The sequence below is a fragment of the Microbacterium sp. 2FI genome, assembly GCF_005502885.1.
Taxonomy (GTDB): Bacteria; Actinomycetota; Actinomycetes; order Actinomycetales; family Microbacteriaceae; genus Microbacterium.
The window spans coordinates 1-16,938 of the sequence record NZ_SCMR01000013.1 but is presented as its reverse complement, the minus strand read 5'-3'; the positions used below and the strand labels follow the sequence as shown (position 1 = coordinate 16,938).

At 64.3% G+C, this 16,938-nt stretch carries 18 protein-coding genes and 1 riboswitch; of the genes, 11 read left to right on the top strand and 7 right to left on the bottom strand.

The features are described 5' to 3' along the window. Positions 1-120: 120 nt before the first annotated feature. The gene (locus FFS15_RS11515) at positions 121-1,266 is read right to left on the bottom strand and encodes a hypothetical protein (protein WP_137845177.1); all 1,146 of its coding nucleotides are present in this window, start codon (positions 1,264-1,266) and stop codon (positions 121-123) included. Positions 1,267-1,740: 474 nt separating this feature from the next. Between FFS15_RS11515 and FFS15_RS11510 the strand changes: the two genes are divergently transcribed. Beyond that, on the top strand, positions 1,741-2,004 hold the full coding sequence (locus FFS15_RS11510) for a ribbon-helix-helix domain-containing protein (RefSeq protein WP_137845176.1): 264 nt from the start codon (positions 1,741-1,743) through the stop codon (positions 2,002-2,004). Next, positions 2,001-2,240, top strand: coding sequence for a toxin (locus tag FFS15_RS11505; protein ID WP_137845175.1), 240 nt, complete (start codon positions 2,001-2,003; stop codon positions 2,238-2,240). Before FFS15_RS11510 ends, FFS15_RS11505 begins: the two co-directional genes overlap by 4 nt. A 237-nt stretch (positions 2,241-2,477) precedes the next feature. On the opposite strand, the gene FFS15_RS11500 is transcribed toward FFS15_RS11505, so the two are convergent. Then, entirely contained in the window at positions 2,478-4,604 is a 2,127-nt protein-coding gene (locus FFS15_RS11500) for a hypothetical protein (RefSeq protein WP_137845174.1), read from the bottom strand. 168 nt (positions 4,605-4,772) lie between these two features. Further along, complete coding sequence (locus tag FFS15_RS11495) at positions 4,773-6,173, bottom strand: DUF2235 domain-containing protein (protein WP_137845173.1); 1,401 nt, start codon at positions 6,171-6,173, stop codon at positions 4,773-4,775. 185 nt (positions 6,174-6,358) lie between these two features. Here FFS15_RS11495 and FFS15_RS11490 point away from each other — a divergent pair, with 185 nt between their 5' ends. The 4 genes from FFS15_RS11490 to FFS15_RS11475 all read left to right on the top strand — a co-directional run bounded on the left by FFS15_RS11490 (position 6,359) and on the right by FFS15_RS11475 (position 10,101). Continuing rightward, positions 6,359-7,651 carry a DUF1254 domain-containing protein gene (locus FFS15_RS11490; protein ID WP_137845172.1) on the top strand — a complete coding sequence of 431 codons (1,293 nt, stop codon included), beginning with the start codon at positions 6,359-6,361 and terminating at the stop codon, positions 7,649-7,651. A gap of 375 nt (positions 7,652-8,026) precedes the next feature. Then, positions 8,027-8,908, top strand: a complete 882-nt coding sequence (locus FFS15_RS11485) for a restriction endonuclease (RefSeq protein ID WP_137845171.1) — start codon at positions 8,027-8,029, stop codon at positions 8,906-8,908. 306 nt (positions 8,909-9,214) lie between these two features. After that, a complete protein-coding gene (locus FFS15_RS11480; protein ID WP_137845170.1) occupies positions 9,215-9,679 on the top strand; it encodes a hypothetical protein in 465 nt (154 codons plus the stop codon). Then, positions 9,676-10,101, top strand: coding sequence for a hypothetical protein (locus FFS15_RS11475; RefSeq protein WP_137845169.1), 426 nt, complete (start codon positions 9,676-9,678; stop codon positions 10,099-10,101). Before FFS15_RS11480 ends, FFS15_RS11475 begins: the two co-directional genes overlap by 4 nt. A gap of 296 nt (positions 10,102-10,397) precedes the next feature. Here FFS15_RS11475 and FFS15_RS11470 read toward each other — a convergent pair whose 3' ends face one another. From FFS15_RS11470 to FFS15_RS11465, 3 genes are all read right to left on the bottom strand, one after another. Beyond that, positions 10,398-10,664 (bottom strand): hypothetical protein, encoded by a 267-nt coding sequence (locus tag FFS15_RS11470; RefSeq protein ID WP_212743149.1) that lies wholly within the window; start codon positions 10,662-10,664, stop codon positions 10,398-10,400. A gap of 1 nt (position 10,665) precedes the next feature. Next, positions 10,666-11,151, bottom strand: a complete 486-nt coding sequence (locus FFS15_RS18635) for a hypothetical protein (RefSeq protein WP_171013170.1) — start codon at positions 11,149-11,151, stop codon at positions 10,666-10,668. 29 nt (positions 11,152-11,180) lie between these two features. Continuing rightward, a riboswitch (SAM riboswitch) is annotated at positions 11,181-11,301 on the bottom strand. Positions 11,302-11,428: 127 nt separating this feature from the next. Further along, positions 11,429-12,991, bottom strand: a complete 1,563-nt coding sequence (locus FFS15_RS11465; RefSeq protein WP_171013173.1) for a LamG-like jellyroll fold domain-containing protein — start codon at positions 12,989-12,991, stop codon at positions 11,429-11,431. A gap of 107 nt (positions 12,992-13,098) precedes the next feature. Here FFS15_RS11465 and FFS15_RS11455 point away from each other — a divergent pair, with 107 nt between their 5' ends. The 5 genes from FFS15_RS11455 to FFS15_RS11435 all read left to right on the top strand — a co-directional run bounded on the left by FFS15_RS11455 (position 13,099) and on the right by FFS15_RS11435 (position 16,085). Further along, entirely contained in the window at positions 13,099-13,566 is a 468-nt protein-coding gene (locus tag FFS15_RS11455) for a GNAT family N-acetyltransferase (protein ID WP_137845166.1), read from the top strand. 269 nt (positions 13,567-13,835) lie between these two features. Then, positions 13,836-14,732, top strand: coding sequence for an NmrA family NAD(P)-binding protein (locus FFS15_RS11450; protein ID WP_137845165.1), 897 nt, complete (start codon positions 13,836-13,838; stop codon positions 14,730-14,732). Between the two features lie 39 nt (positions 14,733-14,771). Next, a complete protein-coding gene (locus FFS15_RS11445) occupies positions 14,772-15,233 on the top strand; it encodes a GNAT family N-acetyltransferase (RefSeq protein ID WP_137845164.1) in 462 nt (153 codons plus the stop codon). Positions 15,234-15,389: 156 nt separating this feature from the next. Further along, positions 15,390-15,635, top strand: a complete 246-nt coding sequence (locus tag FFS15_RS11440) for a hypothetical protein (RefSeq protein ID WP_137845163.1) — start codon at positions 15,390-15,392, stop codon at positions 15,633-15,635. Between the two features lie 162 nt (positions 15,636-15,797). Next, entirely contained in the window at positions 15,798-16,085 is a 288-nt protein-coding gene (locus FFS15_RS11435; RefSeq protein WP_137845162.1) for a hypothetical protein, read from the top strand. Positions 16,086-16,138: 53 nt separating this feature from the next. Here the strand turns inward: FFS15_RS11435 and FFS15_RS11430 are convergent. Continuing rightward, positions 16,139-16,938: alpha/beta hydrolase (locus FFS15_RS11430; RefSeq protein ID WP_212743148.1), on the bottom strand; the 800-nt coding region annotated here is incomplete at its 5' end.

The following is a 16,938-nucleotide window of genomic DNA, read 5'->3' as shown; positions in this document are numbered from 1 at the left end:
TGCCTAGCGCATCGCGCGACTGCCGACGGACTGCCGGAAGCGGCTCCTGACGCTCTGATCACTCCTACGGTCGTCCTTCACTCGTTTCACACCCTCCACATACCCGGGGCGCTTCGCGACCTAGTGCACCGTCCTCGACGACAACGCTTGCGACGCCGCAGTCCGGACCGAGTACGCCCAGTTCTCGCCTAACCCGAGCAGTGTTTCAGCCGGCGTGTTCGGGTTCTCTGCGACTGCCTCACAGACGTACTCGTCGTCCTCCCACTCCTCAGCGATTCGGTCGAGCACGGCAGGTGGCGTGTTCGCGTGGGACGCTACGTCGCGGATCGTGGTGCTGTGCTTCCAGCTCTTCTTGTGCTTTGAGATCCAGCGGAGAACGTCCGCAGGAGTCGCGGGATTCTCCGCCACCGTGCTGGCGTACCCGTGTCGCGCCAGGTGCGAAAGCGCCACCTCAGGCGAACTTGGGTTTCCTGCTACTCCCCGGCGAATATCGGAGCCCGATATGTGATCGTGGTAAGGCTGCGGCGACGACCCAGTGAGGTACACCGCCGGCTTCGGCGTGTCAGGAAACAAGGAAAGCTTGCGCAACGTCGATGTCGAGGTTTGTCGGTTACCGGCGACTGAACGGATCACCATCAAGGACGTGTCGGTCGCCAGCGTGTCGAGCACTCGCGCGGGCGTGTTCGCGTTCCTTGCGACCTCCTCACGCACGAAATCCCAGGTGTGGCCTGCGAGCCGCTCGAGAACCTGGGGGGAAGCGTTCCGATGTTTCGCGATCGCGAGGTCTGGTCCCTTGCGGGGAACGACATCCAGCGTGACAAAGCTGGCGAGGAAATCGAGGGTGGCGGAGTCAGTGTGGGCATTCTTGAGGACGTAGTCCCGCAGGTCCTCGCGAGCGGAGTGTGCGAGTACGAAGAGCACCTCCGGCCGCTCGTCACCTCTGGTGTAATACGAGAGTTGATCGCCACGAACCAAAGCTGCGATCGCTTCGTCGGCCGTGCGGAGATCGAACACGTTGCTCGCTGGCGGACTGCTCTTCGCTGCAGAGACACGATGCGCGATTCCATCGCTCCTCTCCGCCTCGGCGCGCACACCCGCGGAAACATCCTGGGTTAGGGCTGCGCGGGCGGGGAGGGGTGTGCACGGGTTCGCCGCCGCCGCCCTGCGCACGTCTGCGTCTGGGTCCTGGGCAAGGACTGCCAGCGTGCCGGGGAGTGCGTTGCGATTCCCAGCGACAGCCACTCGAACAGAACCCTCTTTGTACATGGCGGCAGTGGACCGCGCCGAGGCGGCGAGCCTGCTCAGGGTCTCAGAGGTGGTGTCGATGCGTTGCGCTAGCGCGCGGCGTTGCCACGCGAACCGGGGAAGCGGATCACTCGGGGTTAGTGCCATGCAGGGTGGCTCCAGTCGTCTTTGGCTTCTTGATGATTGCACGCTACGCGGTGCGGTGCTCGCGGCTCCTTGGCATCCTGGCGCCAACAAGGCGACCGCGGTGCGCCCGCAATTGCGACGTCGCAACGGAGCTCGATAGCGGAGGATCACCTCGGACGTCTTGAACGGGCCGAAGCACGATCACCTCGTCATTCGTTCCGCGCTGTGCGCACTGTCCGCAGTCCGGGTGCCTCTTGACAGCCCAGCGCCCACGCGCGTCGAGCCGCTCCCGTGCTTGGCCCGTGCGGGGACCGGCTGCGGGCATGGCATCGCGTAGACGGTGGACGAATTTCGTAATACGATGGCGACATGAGTGGTGGAGAGACGATCAACGGTGTGCCGGTCACTGAGGAACAGATCTCAGCGTGGGCGGCAGAGGCTGAGGTGGGCTATGACGTCGACGCTCTCAAGCGTCGCGGACGAGGCCGGCCCGGCCGTGGAGCCGAACCAGCTCAGGTTGTCGCGTTGAGGCTGACCACGGAGGAACTCGCCGCGCTCGATGCTCGCGCCGCACAGGAGCACAAGTCACGGTCGGAGCTCATCCGCGAAGCGATCGCGGCATACGCTGCGTGAAGGTCCACGACTCCGCGCTCAAGCACGGCATCCTTCCCGAGGACATCGTCCAAGCGGCATCCTGGCCGCTGTGGATCGAGGATCTCGACGACGACTCACCGGTACGCCAACTTCGGCTGGGCTTCGACGGACAGGGTCGGCTTCTCGAGACAGTTGTACTGGTCTTCGACAGCGGCAATGAACTCGTGATTCACGCGATGAGGGCACGGCCGCAAATGCTCGACCTCCTGCCGTAGATGCGACCCAAGACGCGCCCGCTGATCGACCGGGTTACGGGCGGTCGCCGAGCGGGTTAGCAGATGGGCGTTCCGCTTCCTGATCAGCGGCGGCAGGCGGGGGCATGTGCCAAGCAAGGGGCAAGCACCCACACTGGCCCAACTGCGCACTACCTGATTGGTGGCGCCTGTCGGCTTCTGCTGCATGAATTCCGGGGTCCGCGCCGCCTGCGTCTGCGTCGGCGACTGATCGCCCCGTCAGGTCGCCGTTAGTTCGGGGGCGGTCGATGAGTCGCGATCCAGTTCTTGTTTGGGGATGCAGGCGAGAAGTCTGACTGCCGCCGCCTGCTTTGGAATGTCCCAGTAGTCGGAGTGACCGAGGAGCACTGGGGCATCTGTGTCACCTCGTGCAGTTGGATCCGGCAGCTCGATGTCTCGCCGCATCTCTTCATCGCCGTCGACCACGGGGCTTGCTATCGGGTCAGTTTCGCGCCAGGTATTCAGCCAGCCCGTGGATCTGGCATTCACAGCGGCAAAGAATTTCTCATCGAAGTGTTCCGGGAAGAACGTCGCGTAGAGCGTGCGGAGCGGCGAGCCGCATGTCACGAGCCCGAACTTGAACGGCGCCGTCGTGGCGACGAACCAGGCTGAGATCACCGACCCCTGTGAGTGGCCCACAAGCACAAGCGGTGCATCACCATGAGACTCCACTTCGTCCCTGAGTCCCGCGATGACTCGCGGCCGGTAGGTGTCGCCGGCGAGTGGATGGAATCGTACGTACCAGAAGCCGGCGATGTCCGCGACGAGAGCAAGCGCCTCTCGTGTCTTGGAGAGGCGCCCCCCGCTGAGGACGAAGACGAGGACGAATATCGCGACGACTACTGTCACGATTGCGATGAGGTCGTTCAGGACCCGTTGAACAGACTCGAAGAGGTCCCATTCGGGTACGTACCACCCGAACAGGTGCCACTCGGACACGCGCCACTGGATCAAGTGATTGTCGAAGATCGTCCAGCCGAGGGTGACGAAGGTCGCCCATAGGATCCCGGTCAGCAGCATCGCCCACCACAACCAGTCGCCGAGTGTACTAATCGCCGCGTGGTGCAGACGCGCCTTTCGCACCTCCTTGGGTAGCCCTTTCAACGCGCGAGACCTACTTCGATTGACCACACGAAGCGCGATCCATCCGGCGAGCAGTCCGAGTCCGCAGATCACAGGGATCGTATCGATGTACTTCGTGCCGTTGTAGATGAAGCCCATGTCGAGCTCGCACGCCGGTACACGATCTCCCTGATAGGCCATGACATGCCGCTCGAAAAGCGACCACGGTCTCCTATGGTTCACCCAACCCGCCGCAGACGGCATCCCGCTCAGAAGGACAAGCAGCCATGTGAGCCCTAGACGAAGTGTCGCGCCGACGAGATTTACGAGGATCAGGGCAACAATCGCGGCAAGGCTGGCTGCGCTCAAGGATGCAAGCGCCTGCCGACCACGGCTTAGAAGGCCGACGAGGGTTAGGAGGAGCCAGCACAGGACTCCTGTTGCGAGACCGAGCACGACGATCGCGCTGAGTGGATCCAAGAACGACGCGAAGACATGTTGGGAGTTGCCGTCGCGGAGCGCGATGCACATTGATTCGCTAAGGTTTCCGGGATACGCCTCATCGATCGCTTCCATCTGGCCAGGGGATTTCGGCGTGGTCACCGATATGAGGGGAAGCGTTGGAATCGTCAGGCGAGTGGCCGGCACGATCGCCAGAAGCGCGCCCGTGAGGACGATGGTGGTCAATGACAGCAGAGAGGTCCAGGCCAGCCACTGCCGTGGCAGCACTCTCCCCGAGGGATGCTTCTCCTTGTCCAGCTTTCCCTGGCATTGGATCCAACGAACGATCACGAGCCCGAACAGCAACACGCTCCACACCGTCACGTTTACTTCGCCGAGCAACTCCCATTCCCTCAACGGTTGAAACGCGCGGAAGAAGGTCTCGCCAATTGCGATCAGCCACACGTGGGCGGTCATGGTGGCCACGATTCCGACCAACACGGTGACGGCGAACGCCACAATGCGTGGACATCCGCGCCGAGCGGGCGCCATGTACCCCATCAGGTTCACCAGCGTGAACGGGAGAGCCAGATACCACAACAGACCGGCGCGGCGGCGTGAGGTGCGCGACCAGTTGAGAAGTCGCAGATGGTGCTTTGGCAGCACCGGCGGGCGAGCAGTATCCGGGTAGCGCGGCGAGCGCTTCGTCACCAGCGGGGACGAACCCAGCGAGTCGTTGAACGTATGGTCGCCCATGCCATGCACCCGCACCTCGACAGGCCGGGCATCCCGTGACGGGGCATTGAGGGGTGACACTGAGTACTCGACTTCCCTGTCGGCCACAGCCGTACGCTAGCAACGTCCAGTCGAGCCCGGAAGTACCCCATGATTCGCCACCAGCCTCGCTCGCTAAACGACCCCTGGGATGCGGAGCAACCCGCATCGCGCACGCGCGGCTCAACTCTCGAGCGCGTCTCATGGGTGAAGCAGCGTTGACGCGTACTTGGGGATTTAGTGCTTTTCTCGAAGGGCTGCAACGGGGTCCAGCGGGACACTTCGTTCCCGCATCTCGACCATCCAGCGTTCGACCTCATCCACTCCTTCCATGAGTTCCGCTCGCTCTTTCTGAGCGGCTGCCTCCTCAGCGAGTATGTGTGTGAATGACTCGTCCAGGACCTTCCGAAGTCCACGCGGCCCGACTGAGTCGACCGGCACCCAGACGACCTGCTCTTCCAAATCGGACAACTGGACTCCGGACTCCTGCAGCGCCACCAAACTAGGCGGACGGTAAGAGTCCTTGGCGCTGGTCGATTGCGGAGATGGAGCGTGACCGTCAAAGTGGCGTAGAGCGCTGCTGGCAATTTTGACGTTCCACGCTCCGGGCGGCTTCAGGTGTCGGTCACGTCCATTGAAGGAGGGATCGGCATGCACCAGCTGGCGGGAGAGCCGAGGCAGGTCGATCGGACGAAACCACCATTTCAAAGACCTGTGGACGTCGTGTGAGTAGGAGGGCTTCACGAAGTCGACCTCATACTCAAGGGCCCTCGAGTATGCCACCTCGAGGCCCGCGTGCTTGTGAGCCTCCAGCAGCATCCACAACAGGGTGGTGTTCGAGAGGCTGTTGAAATCTATTGCCCCGCCGCCGATGTCTGAGTGGGCGCCCTCGAACCAGACTTGCTTGACGCGATCGGAGGCGTCGCTGGAGACAATTGGTGCGGGCGCCTTCCATATCTCGGGTTCAAAGGTGAGCCGATGCTCGTCGATGGCCAAAGCCTGCCGCGCAACGAGTACGGCCGGGCTGAGCTGTAAATTATGGTTGCTTCCGGGCGCGCGGAGTCCCTCCCTACCGAGGGAACCGACTGTGTCGAACACCCCCAGAAAGGCGACCTCGACAGGCGCCCAACTCAACGCAGACCGGAAATCCTCGGCAGCGTCTTTCAGCGTCGCACGCCGTGAGTGCGGGCCGAACGTCTCGCAGTACTCAGACATGGGATCACGACCGGCCGCCTGCGCTCGACTGTGAATAACGTACAAGTAGCCCGCATAGTCGTAGCGGTCGTACATGAATCCTCGGCGAAGGAGACCGGGGAAGTGGAGCATACTCGCAAGGCTCCGTGCCGCAAACCCGCCGCGACTGAAGCCGAACAGGATTATCGAGTCGCCATCGTCGTAGTTTGCGACGAGAAACTTGTATGCCGTCATGAGACTCTGAACGAGACCTAGCCCAAAAGCCCCGCCAAGGTACTGGTCCAGCTTGTAGCTGCTACCGACGCCAGGGAGATAGAGCACCACCTGCTCGATCCCATCGGGCCCCCGACGGGCAAGGCACGTGGAGATCCGCCCGATGTTCGTTGTTCGAGACTGCGGTCGGCCATTCCAGGTGCCGTCAAAGCAGACAATGATGCGCTTCACACGGCAATAGTGTCAGCACGCTTAAGCGCGTCGAAAGAGCTACCGGCGGAATGACAGAGTGCCCGCGGCCGAAGTGCAGCGAGATTGAGTCAGTGAACCAGGCTGTCGACCCGCTGGCGGACGGTAAGGGATCCGATCGGGCGGGGAATCTGACGTGCGTGACGGTGTTTGGATAGCGTCGGTGTATGACTGATGCGGAAGCTCTCCGGTTCATTGCCCGCGACGCGTACACCTTCGGGTACGCGATGATCGAGAACTACCGCACCATGTACGAGCAGGCCGTCGACGCCCAGGATCCGCGCTTCACCGGGGGGTTCGGGCGCTACCGGCACTATTCGGAGCCGTTCACGCCGGCGAACACCGACATCGTGACGCCGAACAACGACACCCCGTACTCGTGGGGTTGGTTCGATTTGCGGGCCGAGCCGTGGGTGATCACGGTGCCGGCGATCGACCGGTTCTACATCCTCCCGTTCCATGACCTCTACACGGTGTACGCGGGGTACGTCAGTGCGGCCACCACCGGCACCGGTCCTGGCCGCTATCTTCTCGCGGGCCCGACATGGACGGGCGAGATGCCTGAGGGGTTCGACGGGGTGATCGCCGCCTCCACGGATTTCGTCGGCTGCCTTGGGCGCACCGCGTTCACCGATGGGGACGTCGACGAGCTGCGGCGCATTCAGCATTCCTATTCGGCGGTCCCGTTGTCGGAGCACCTGGGCGTCCCCGCTCCCGCCGCCGAGCCGCTGTCATGGCCGACCTGGGACGAGGCCGCTGCCACCGACATCCGCTTCTACGACTATCTCGACCACCTCCTGCAGTTCGCGCCGGCGTTGGACGAAGACGGCGACATCAGAGATCGCATGGCCTCGGTCGGCCTCGATGGTGGTGGCACGTTCCGCACCAGCGACCTCGATGCCGACCAGCGCGCGGCATTCGAACAAGGTTTGGCCGACGGGATCGCCCACCTCGACGACGTCGCATCCCCTGCTTCGAGTTCGACCGGGTTGTTCGGAACCCGCAATGAGATGGCGGGCGCGTATGACAACCGCAACGTCGGTGCGAAGAAGGGGCTCTATGGGCTTCCGCCGGCGATCGCCTGGTACGGCGGCTGGCTCGTCGACTCCGCCGGCAACACAATCACCGGCGCCACCGACTACACGATCACATTCGCCGCTGATCAACTCCCCAAAGCCCGGTTCTTCTGGTCGGCGACCCTATACACCCTCCCGCAGCGGCTGCTCAGCGCCAACGAGATCGACCGGTACTCCATCGGCGACCGCACCCCCGGCATCCGATACGGCGACGACGGGTCACTGACCCTGCATGTTCAGCACCGCCGGCCGGCCGATCGGCTCGAGGCCGCGAACTGGCTACCTGCCCCCGAGGGCCCATTCACTGTCATCATCCGCGCCTACGGCGGTGACACGGCGGTTGCCGAGGGCACATATCGTCTTCCCGCCATCACGCCACGCTGACCCCACGAGGGCCGGTGCCGCCGACGGACGGTTCGGGCATCCCCTGCACTTGCCCCTCGCTGGCCCGCGCAGATCCTTGCGGTGGCTCACCAACAACGCGCAGGCCGAAAGCACGTGGACGGTCCCGCTTTCGTGCCTGGCCCGATGAGGGATGGCGCCGGGCAGACGTCCGCCTTCGAACCGAGTCACCGTCTTCGAGAAACGCTTGACGCCAGGCTTCTGTTCGTCGCTCACGCACATCGAGACAATCGGTTCCGGCCGGGCTCTTGGGCTGCTCCTGACCGAGTTCGAGCCAACGGCCCAGGACGGGCTGGCGCCTCGGCTGAATAGGCTCCCGGCTGTGTCGCGAGGACCTGCCAAGATGAGCGCGTGGGAGTGAGGGCAAGCGAGCAGGACGGCATCTGGGCATGGCGGCTCGGTCTGCGCTACGGCGCGTGGCACCCGGAGCCGAACACGGACCTGGCCGTCCTGGGGAAGGCGTGGATCGAGTACGCGGATCCGCACCTCAATGAGGTCACCCTGACCATCGGGCAGAAGTACTTCGGCATCTGGCACGAAGGCCCTGGAGAGCAAGAGCTCAGCGAGAACCAGATCACATTGCTGCGCCCCGTACTTGAGGAGCTCAGCCAGACCGCTACCTACGCGTTCGAGGCAGCCATCAACTGCCGGCGCTCGATGATTCACTGGGCCGAGTACGACCCACGCATCAACGAGCCGGATGACCGGAACATTGCTGACTTCGCCGGACGCGTGAACGCGTTCCTACATGCCAACCCCGACCTGAAGTTCCACCTCAACACTCGACTTCGCGTCGAAGGGCAGGAGCCTGAACCCGCGTCGACCGAGGTGAGTGCCCCGCGCCCCGAGCCGCCAGCGGCGCAGCCGTACGGGGTTTCTCACGCCGGCGCCGAGCATTACGTCGCTGCGTGGATGCGTCACCTTGGGGCGCTGGATGCGCAACCGACGAAGGTGTCCGGCGACGGGGGCATCGACGTTGTCAGCCGCTCCTACATCGCCCAGGTGAAGAACCTGGGTCCTGCGGCCGCCGTTCCGGTCGCACACATCCGAGACCTGGCCGGTGTCGCATCGGTGGACCGGCGTAAGGCGGCGATGTTCACCAGCGGGGTCTGCTCCACCGGTGGGAGCGAGTTCGCTGACCGCGCCGGAATCGCGCTGTTTCGCTATGACGCCGTACGCGGTTGGCTCGGTGCGGTGAACGACCACGCGCGCAAGGCGCGCAGGGACGGCATGGGCTGACATTCGGGCCGAGAGCACGAGCCGCGTGGGCTCGTCGCCCTCGCCGAAGAACTTCTCCTCCGTCCGTCGTTCATGGGCACGCTTGCGCACTCGGAGCTCGGCGGCGCTGTACACATGGGCCGGAGGTCAACGCGCTTGTGATCGTCGGCACGCAAGTGCATCTCGTTCGGGGCCAGTCCCGACGCGCTTCGTCAGACCAATCACAGTGCCAGGTGATGAATTTGTTCATCGAGAACGTGCCAATCTGCTCGAACAGGCGTATATTACAGATGCCGCAATCCGATCGAGCAAGAGAAGGTAAAGACTGTGACTGCAGAAGAGGACATCAGGCAGATCGTCGCTGACCAGCGTGAGCTCGCCGATCGATTGGAGCAGGTGCTCGCCGACAACCAGTGGATGGCTGAGCTCGTCGAAGGTGCAGCGTGGCCAGTGTTCGACCCGGAGACCGACGAGCCCGCCGTGCGACCCGACATCAATGGGAACCGTGCGCAGCTCAACTGGGTGACCATCGTGCTTTGGTCAAAGCTCGCCGTCGTCAACGTTCGGGAAGGCCGCGGCGCGACCCGCGAGGAGTACATCCAGTTCTCTAAGGACGCAGGCTATAGAGATGGTCGCGGCTGGAACGCGTGGGACGGTTACGAGGACCGTGAAGACGGCCGGTGGATTGCAGGAGGTGGAGTTAGGCATCTGGCGGTCTACTACGAACGGGAACGACGCAGCATTCCCGCCGACATTCTCGACTGGGCAGCCGCGAATGGAGTCACGCCGTGAGCGGCCGGACGTCCGCGCAGTACAGGTACGCCAGCCTGGATGCGGCGCTGCGGGCAAAACACATCCCGCTGGAGAATCACGAACTCATCCGAAGGTTCACAGATGCCATCGGATGCGAAAGCTACTACGACCGGAGCAGCTACATCAAGGCCGTGCGAGCCGACGGCGGGCCGAACTTGCTAATCGCCTACGGCTGGTCGACCGGTTTCACGTCAGAGGATGAAGCACGCAGCGCGACGCGAGCCGAAGACTGCTGGCAAGACAAACCCCACAGCACTCGGTGGGGCGTATCGCATCCCGTCAACAAGATCGGACAGGGCGGCCAGGGCGCTGCGAGCAGAACTGAGCATCGCACTTACGACACCTGCCCCGAATGCTTCACCGAGTTCGCCGCCAGCGGCGACTGCCGTTGCGAGGGTTAGGGCGCCCCGCCAGCCGATCCTCTGCGCTTCGGGCTAACACTCCGGCGTGCATAGCTGACCTGCTCCGGCGAGGGGGGATCCGTCTGCGCTGCTAGTCGTACCCGGGGCGTAGCCCATCGAGCGAACGGACGGCCCTTGCCTGTGCTTGATCGATGCTCGTTGGACCCGCGGTTGGTCTCCGTCCGGGAGTGCACGCGGTGATGGGAGTCATCACCGCGTGCACCCTGACGGACTTCGTCACGCTGCGCGACTCGCGGCGACACCCACGGATCGAGGGGGCGGGGATCCCGCGCGGCCTAGTTGGCGGGCACCTCCCACAGCTCGAGGGACATGCCCAGATACCGCTCCTCGTTTCCGGCGATGTCGGCGGAGAACCAGGTTGTGAACTCCTCGTGGAGGATCCGCTTCACGTCCGCGGCTGAGGTGGCGGCAGGTAGCCGGTTCGCGATGGTCTCCGCCTCCGGCCAGTATTCGTCCGGCGGTGCGCCGAGCGCGCGAAGCCCGATCGGGTCGTGGAAGTACAGCAGTTCTGCCAGCTGCTCGACATCGCAGGTTCTGAACACGTCATGCCCCTTCCGTATCCGTTCGGACGTCGGTGCTTCGGGTGACGCGTCCGTCCTCCCATTCCACGAGCCAGGATCCGTCATGGCTGAAGTGAACCGCGCCTACCCCGGGATGGCATCGGGGTGGGACTCCGTGCACCACCACACGGGCGTCCTCGAGCACGTCGAGCAGTTCGTTCCAGGTCCAGCCGGGATAGTTCTCCGCGACGTACGCGAACGTGTAGCCGCGGCCGACCGGGATCGGGTGGCCGTAGTGCAGAAGCCGGTTGATGTCGACTCGTGCCCGCGCCTGCTCGTAACTGCTGGCCGCGATGCTCTCCTGCCACACGGCCGAGTCGACCTCGTCCCGCAGGTCTCGTTCGGCGTCGGCGCGCCGTCCCTCCTCGAGCGCCTCGAGGAATCGCTCGATTCCGCCTGGCTTGCGAAGTTCCGAAGCAGGAACCAGCGAGCTAGCCGTCGGTTCTCCGTCAGTAGGGTCAATCAACATGGGGCATCGCCCCTCTCCGGGGCGATGCCCCATCGAACTTGCGGGCCGCCGATCGGCGCCACGCCCGTTCTTCCCCTGGGGCACCCGGAAGTCGATGGGACTCGGGTTGCCGTGCGGCCGGCCAGGTACCGACAGCCGCAACTCTTGAACGTGAGCCCACTCTACGACCTGTGGGCGACATCGCCACAGGAGCGACGCGCGCGGATCCGCACGCACGCCACCCTCTTCCGCACAGTGCCCGTTTGTGGATCGGTCTGACCCTGGCACTTGGAGCTGCCTACAAGACACATCCGCTCCCATCGCCGATGAAGCGGTCCGTTGCGGCCTCCTCGCGCAGGGACGGTTCGACGTCGGCGAGGGTAGGCGCGGTGATAGGCAACTCGGCGGCGAGCGCGGCGACGTCGCTGGCGCTGAGGGGCCCGTCGTAGAGCCGGATCCGGGACACCGCGCCGCCGGAGTCCTCATTCGCTGTGACGGTGTCGTCACTGAACAGCCGAAGCGTGTCGTTGGCGTCGATCACAGCGATGCCGCCGGTGTCGTGGAAGGACAGCTGCCTGGCCCCGTTGAGGTAGGCGTCGACGTTGTCGGTGGCGTCCCTGGTGAGCACGACGTGGGCGTACGAGTTCGCTTCGACTGCCGCGCCGGGGCCGGCGGTGAGCGGCCAGAATTCCAGCCGTCCGTCGAAGCTGTACAGGCCACAGTCTTCCGTGGCGTTGTTGAAGTCGACGATCTTCGTATAGCCATCGAGGCGATCGAAGCGAAACACCAACTCGATGGTGTACTCACTGTCGATCGCTACCGATGCGGGGGTGAGCTCGAGGCCGCTGCCCCTAGCGAACGTCAGCACAGGGCGCTCCTGCCCGAGCACTGCCTCGTCGATGAATCCGGTGACGTTGGCACCGGTCGCTGTGAGCTCCGTGGCGGCGCCGACCGAGTCGGCGAGCGAGTTCTCGAAGCGATAGTCAGCCGTGACCATGGTCTGACGTCGTGCCTGGCTTTCGCGCGGCATGGATCCGTAGAACTCGCCCCTCTCTTTCGGTCGGTATACGTCGACGACGTCATCGTGGAGCACGAATCGGACGTATGGCGACAGCTCGCCCCACGGTGCGGGCGGGAGCTCGTTCGGGTCCATGTCGATATCGGCGATGGTGTCGACGGAGGGCGCCGTGCACTCGAACACCGAGATGTGCTTTTCATGAAGCACGGCGATGCATCGCTGGTTTTCCAGCTTCGTCGTGCTCCATATCTGCAGCGGCCCGTACGAGCCGTACGAGACGAAGTCCGCGACCGTCAGGTCATACCTCACAGGGACCTCGTCGTTGGCAGGAATGGAGGCAGGCCCGGGTTGGCCCTGCGGGGTGAGTTGTGCGACCGGTCTGGGTCTGCCCGGCTCATCGACGACGAAGACACTGACGCCGATGGCTGCGGCCAACACCACCACCATGGCGATGACCCAGGGCATCAAGCGGCGGCGCTGCCACGGTGCCGAGCGGGCTCTGTCGATCGGTCCGGGATCGGTTGTGGCCGCCCCGGCGGGGCCTTGCTCGGCGACCGGCCCTCCGTCACGCTCATGCTCGGCGGAGGCCGCCATCACAGGCTGCGGGACCGATATCGACGCAGGGCGCGACCCTTCGAGAGGTTCGAGAACCGGGACATATTCCGAGACGGGGGAATCGACGACGGGAGCCCGATCTCGACGTTGGGCGGCCTCAAGCTCGGAAAGGCGTTCCTGAGCCGCCGCATCCCCCGCGATGTCGGCATGCGGTCCGTAGGCGCGTCGCCGCAGGCGCTGCAACTCGTCCGATTCCTCGAAGCCGGCCGACCCTTGCGGCGCATCCATGCCCTGATTATCTGCCTGGGCACAAGACCGGGAAAGGGGGCGCCTGGGCGAAGCATGACGCTGCCAAGACGGTATTCACTTCGGCCGGCGGGATTACGCTCGGAGGAGTGATCATTCGCCAGGCGGTTCCTCAAGACCTCTCCGGCATGAACGCCGTGCACGCCGCAAGCGGGCGGTCGGAATGGGGCGCGGACGTCCTCGTGGACCCGGACCGATTCGTTGTTGTCGCCGTCGTCGACGACATATTGGTGGGAACGGGCAAGACCCACTTCTTCCCCGAGCCGGATGACCAGGCGCCGGAAGGTCATTACCTCGGTGGCGTCACCGTCCACCCCGATCACCGCCGCCTCGGCATCGGACTCGCCCTCACTCGCGCCCGAATGGAGTGGGTATGGTCCCGCTCTGACCGGGTGTACTACTTCACGGACGACCACAATGCGGCATCCATCCTCATGCACGCGGCGCTCGGCTTCGAAGAGATCGGACGCGCACCGGTCATCCGGCAGCGGCATGCCGATAACCCGACGGGCGACCTCGTGCTCTTTACAGCGGGTCGACCGGCAACCCTCGCGTGACGTGGGCCGCGACGTTGTTGTCATCGCTGACGACGACTGATTGAGCCGGCGACGATCCCTGCTCGGGCGCGTGTCATTGGATCCCCGTCATCCTGCGGTGTCTGACATGCCCAAGAACTGTTCGAGCGGAAGCCGGCAGCGTCGCTTCGGACCCCACTTCCGTGGCCGTTTCACTGGTGCCACAATGAGCACGACTGTCAGTGTGGACGGCCGATTGCCGGGCTGACGGCGGTGCACTCGCAGAGTCGAGGCAGAGGGGTTGGCGCGTCATGCACGACGGGAAAGTACTTGTATACGGGGCGACGGGCGCCCAAGGCAGTCCCGTGGTCGAGCAATTGCTCGATGCTGGCCGCCGGGTGCGTGCTGTGACGCGCGACGCGGAACGGGCTCAGCACTGGGCGGCGCGGGGGGCCGAGGTGGCTGTCGCCGACCTCGGGCAGCCAGAGACGCTGAAGGCAGCCAACGAAGGCATCGATATGGTCGTGCTGCAACTTCCGCTGCAGTACGACTTCGCCCTACACGAGGCATACGGACGGAACGCAATTGACGCTGCACGCGCCGCTGGTGTCGAACTCGTGGTGTTCAACACGAGCGCCCATGTCATTCCGGACGCAGACGTGCACATCTACCAGGTTCGTCAGGAAGTGGTGGACTACCTGCACGACAGCGGCGTCCCAAGCATCGTGCTGAGACCCACCTTCTACATGGAGATCCTCCTCGGGCCATGGATCCGGCCCGGAATTGTCGACAATGGCGTGATGGCCTTTCCGTTGCCGGCCGACTTTCCCATGTCGTGGGTATCCGCATCGGAGATGGGTGCGTATTCGGTGGCCGCCCTCGATCGCCCCGACCTGGCTGGCAGGACGTTCGACATCGGCGGACCGGAAGCCCTAACCGGTAGCGGCATGGCGGCCCAATTCTCCGATCTACTGCGGAGCAGCGTCTCCTACATGCCGATACCTCCCGACGCATATGAGCAGGCACTTGCCCCCATGTTCGGTCCGACCGTGGCGTTTGAGGTCGCGTCCCAGGTGCGTTACATCATCGGCACCGGTGACGGTTCCATCGATATGAAGGAGACCGCGGCGGAGTTCTCCGTCGAACCTGTCACCCTGCAGCAGTGGCTGCGCGGCCACGAGTGGCGGACCGGATCGACTGGTCCTTGATCGCTGACCCGAACGAGCGGCAACCCCTATCGTGAGGTCATGTTCGATGACTTCTGCATCCGCCCGATTGGCTTGGCCGATGCGGGTGAGGTGTTCACCCTCCAGCGGGCGGCGTTCATCGAGGAGGCCCACCTCTACGGGACGGTCGACACACCAGCACTCACCCAGACCTTCGACGAGCTGAAGGCCGAACTCGCATCGAACAGCGGTTGCGTGGCGGTTGCTGGATCGCGGATGGTCGGTTCTGTCACCGCCCGAATGGTCGGCGATGTTCTCAGCATCGGGCGCCTCGCGGTGGTCCCCGACATGCAGGGCCGGGGAATCGGAACGCGGCTCCTCGAATCCGTCGAGGCACGATCGGATGCAGTGGAGGCCACGCTCTTCACAGGCGCGCTCAGCGTCGCCAACCTCCGCCTATACAAACGCCAAGGCTACGTCGAAACACATCGGGTCACCTTGCCGGAGGTAGAGCTCGTCTACCTTCGCAAGCGACTGCGCTGACGACCTGCTTCCCGCTCTCCACACTTGTGCTGAAGATCCTCGGGAGTCCTGCCGCCTTGCCCAAGGGGCATCCGTCGAATGCGCTGGCGATGCAGAGCGCGTTCACGGTTCCTCTCGGGCTCCTTGTTGCCATCACCTGGGCTCGTTACAGCCGACTTGTTCTTTCCGGCGTCGCTGATCATCGTGGGCGCCCACTACCTCACCTTCATCTCGCTCTACGGAATGTGGCTCTACGGCGCTCTCGCCGGCGCGCTCGTTGCAGTCGGTGCCGCGTCGATCTTCTTGCTTCCCGATCTCCGAGACATCAGCGGCTGGATCGGGGCATTGGTCTTCTTGGCCTTCGCCGCCCCGCTCTACCTCACCTATCGAGCATCGGCCACTTCCGAAATGACGCTGCCCTAACCCCGGAAGCCGATCGCGCCCGACGCATCGTCACCCGCTGGGCCGGGGCTGATGCTGAGGGCCTGCGCGCAGCCGCCGCCCTGCTGTGAAGCTTCGGAGTCCGGCAACCCTGCGCAGCGTCCGTTCAGGCATCGAGATATCGGGCTTCGGTAGGGTCGCGTCATGAGACTCGTCGCAGTGGCCACAGTTTCGCTCACGGTCGCTGTTCTCGCGGGATGCGCGGCGAGTGAGCCCCGTCATCCGGCGGCTTTCGACATCGCGTGGGACAACTGCACGAGCGCCTACCAGGAGCTCGCGAAGACCGGAGCCTACGCGGAGAGACCCTGTGAGAATTGGATCGACTCACAGGGACGAGACGAGTTTGCAGAGTTCTGGTCGAATCCTGACGAGTTCATCGCGTTCGTAGTAAGCGAGGCGAAGCTCGGGGCGCTCGAGGCGCACACGCGTTAGTCACTGGCTTGATTGCAAGCAGCGTGAATCGGAATGATCTGCAGCGCGAGCGTTCATCGGGCCGCCTCGATTTGAGCGATCACGGCCGCCGCGATCTCGTCGGGTACCACGGGGATCATCGCGTGCGGGGCGTCGACCGTGATCGTTTCCCCAGGCTGGAATCGTTCGATCAGGGCCTGTTGCTGGTCCCGGACCGTTCGCTTGAACGTTTCCGCAATGTCACCCTCGGGCGCCCACAGTTCGTCGGTGACGAAAATGGTGCCAGGGATCGGGGGAATGTTCGCGACCGCTGACTGAGCGTGCATGAGGGCGCCCACGGGGTCGATCTTCTCGGCGCTATCACGCCAGGAATCCTCGGTCAGCCGCCATTCCGGTGGCAACATCGCGTCGAGGGCGAGCTCGTCCGGGAGTGTGGGGTCGAGCAGCACGACCCCGGCCACGTCGTCTGGGTGGGTTGCCGCGTAGGTGTAGGCGATGAGCCCGCCGAAAGACCCTCCGAGCAGGATCACCGGCGGTTCCAGCCCGACCTGTTCGATCAGCGCGTTGAGGTCATCGACTGACTCTGACACGTGAATCGGGCCGTCCTGTGGACTGCTGGCGCCGACGTTGGCGCGTTCGTACTCGCAGTACGTCGTCTCTTCGCTCAGACGACGCTCCATCTCGGGCGAGTGAGCCCAGGCGACTTCATCGGAGGGCTGGATCATGCCGTGCAGATAGATGACTGCGGGGCTGCCCTCTCCGGTGCACGTCGCGTTCAGCTGTCGACCCTCGGCGACCTCGACCGGTCCATCCCACGAGGGGCCGGACACGACTGCGGGACCGGAACTGGTCGGCGAGGGGGAGGGGGAGGGGG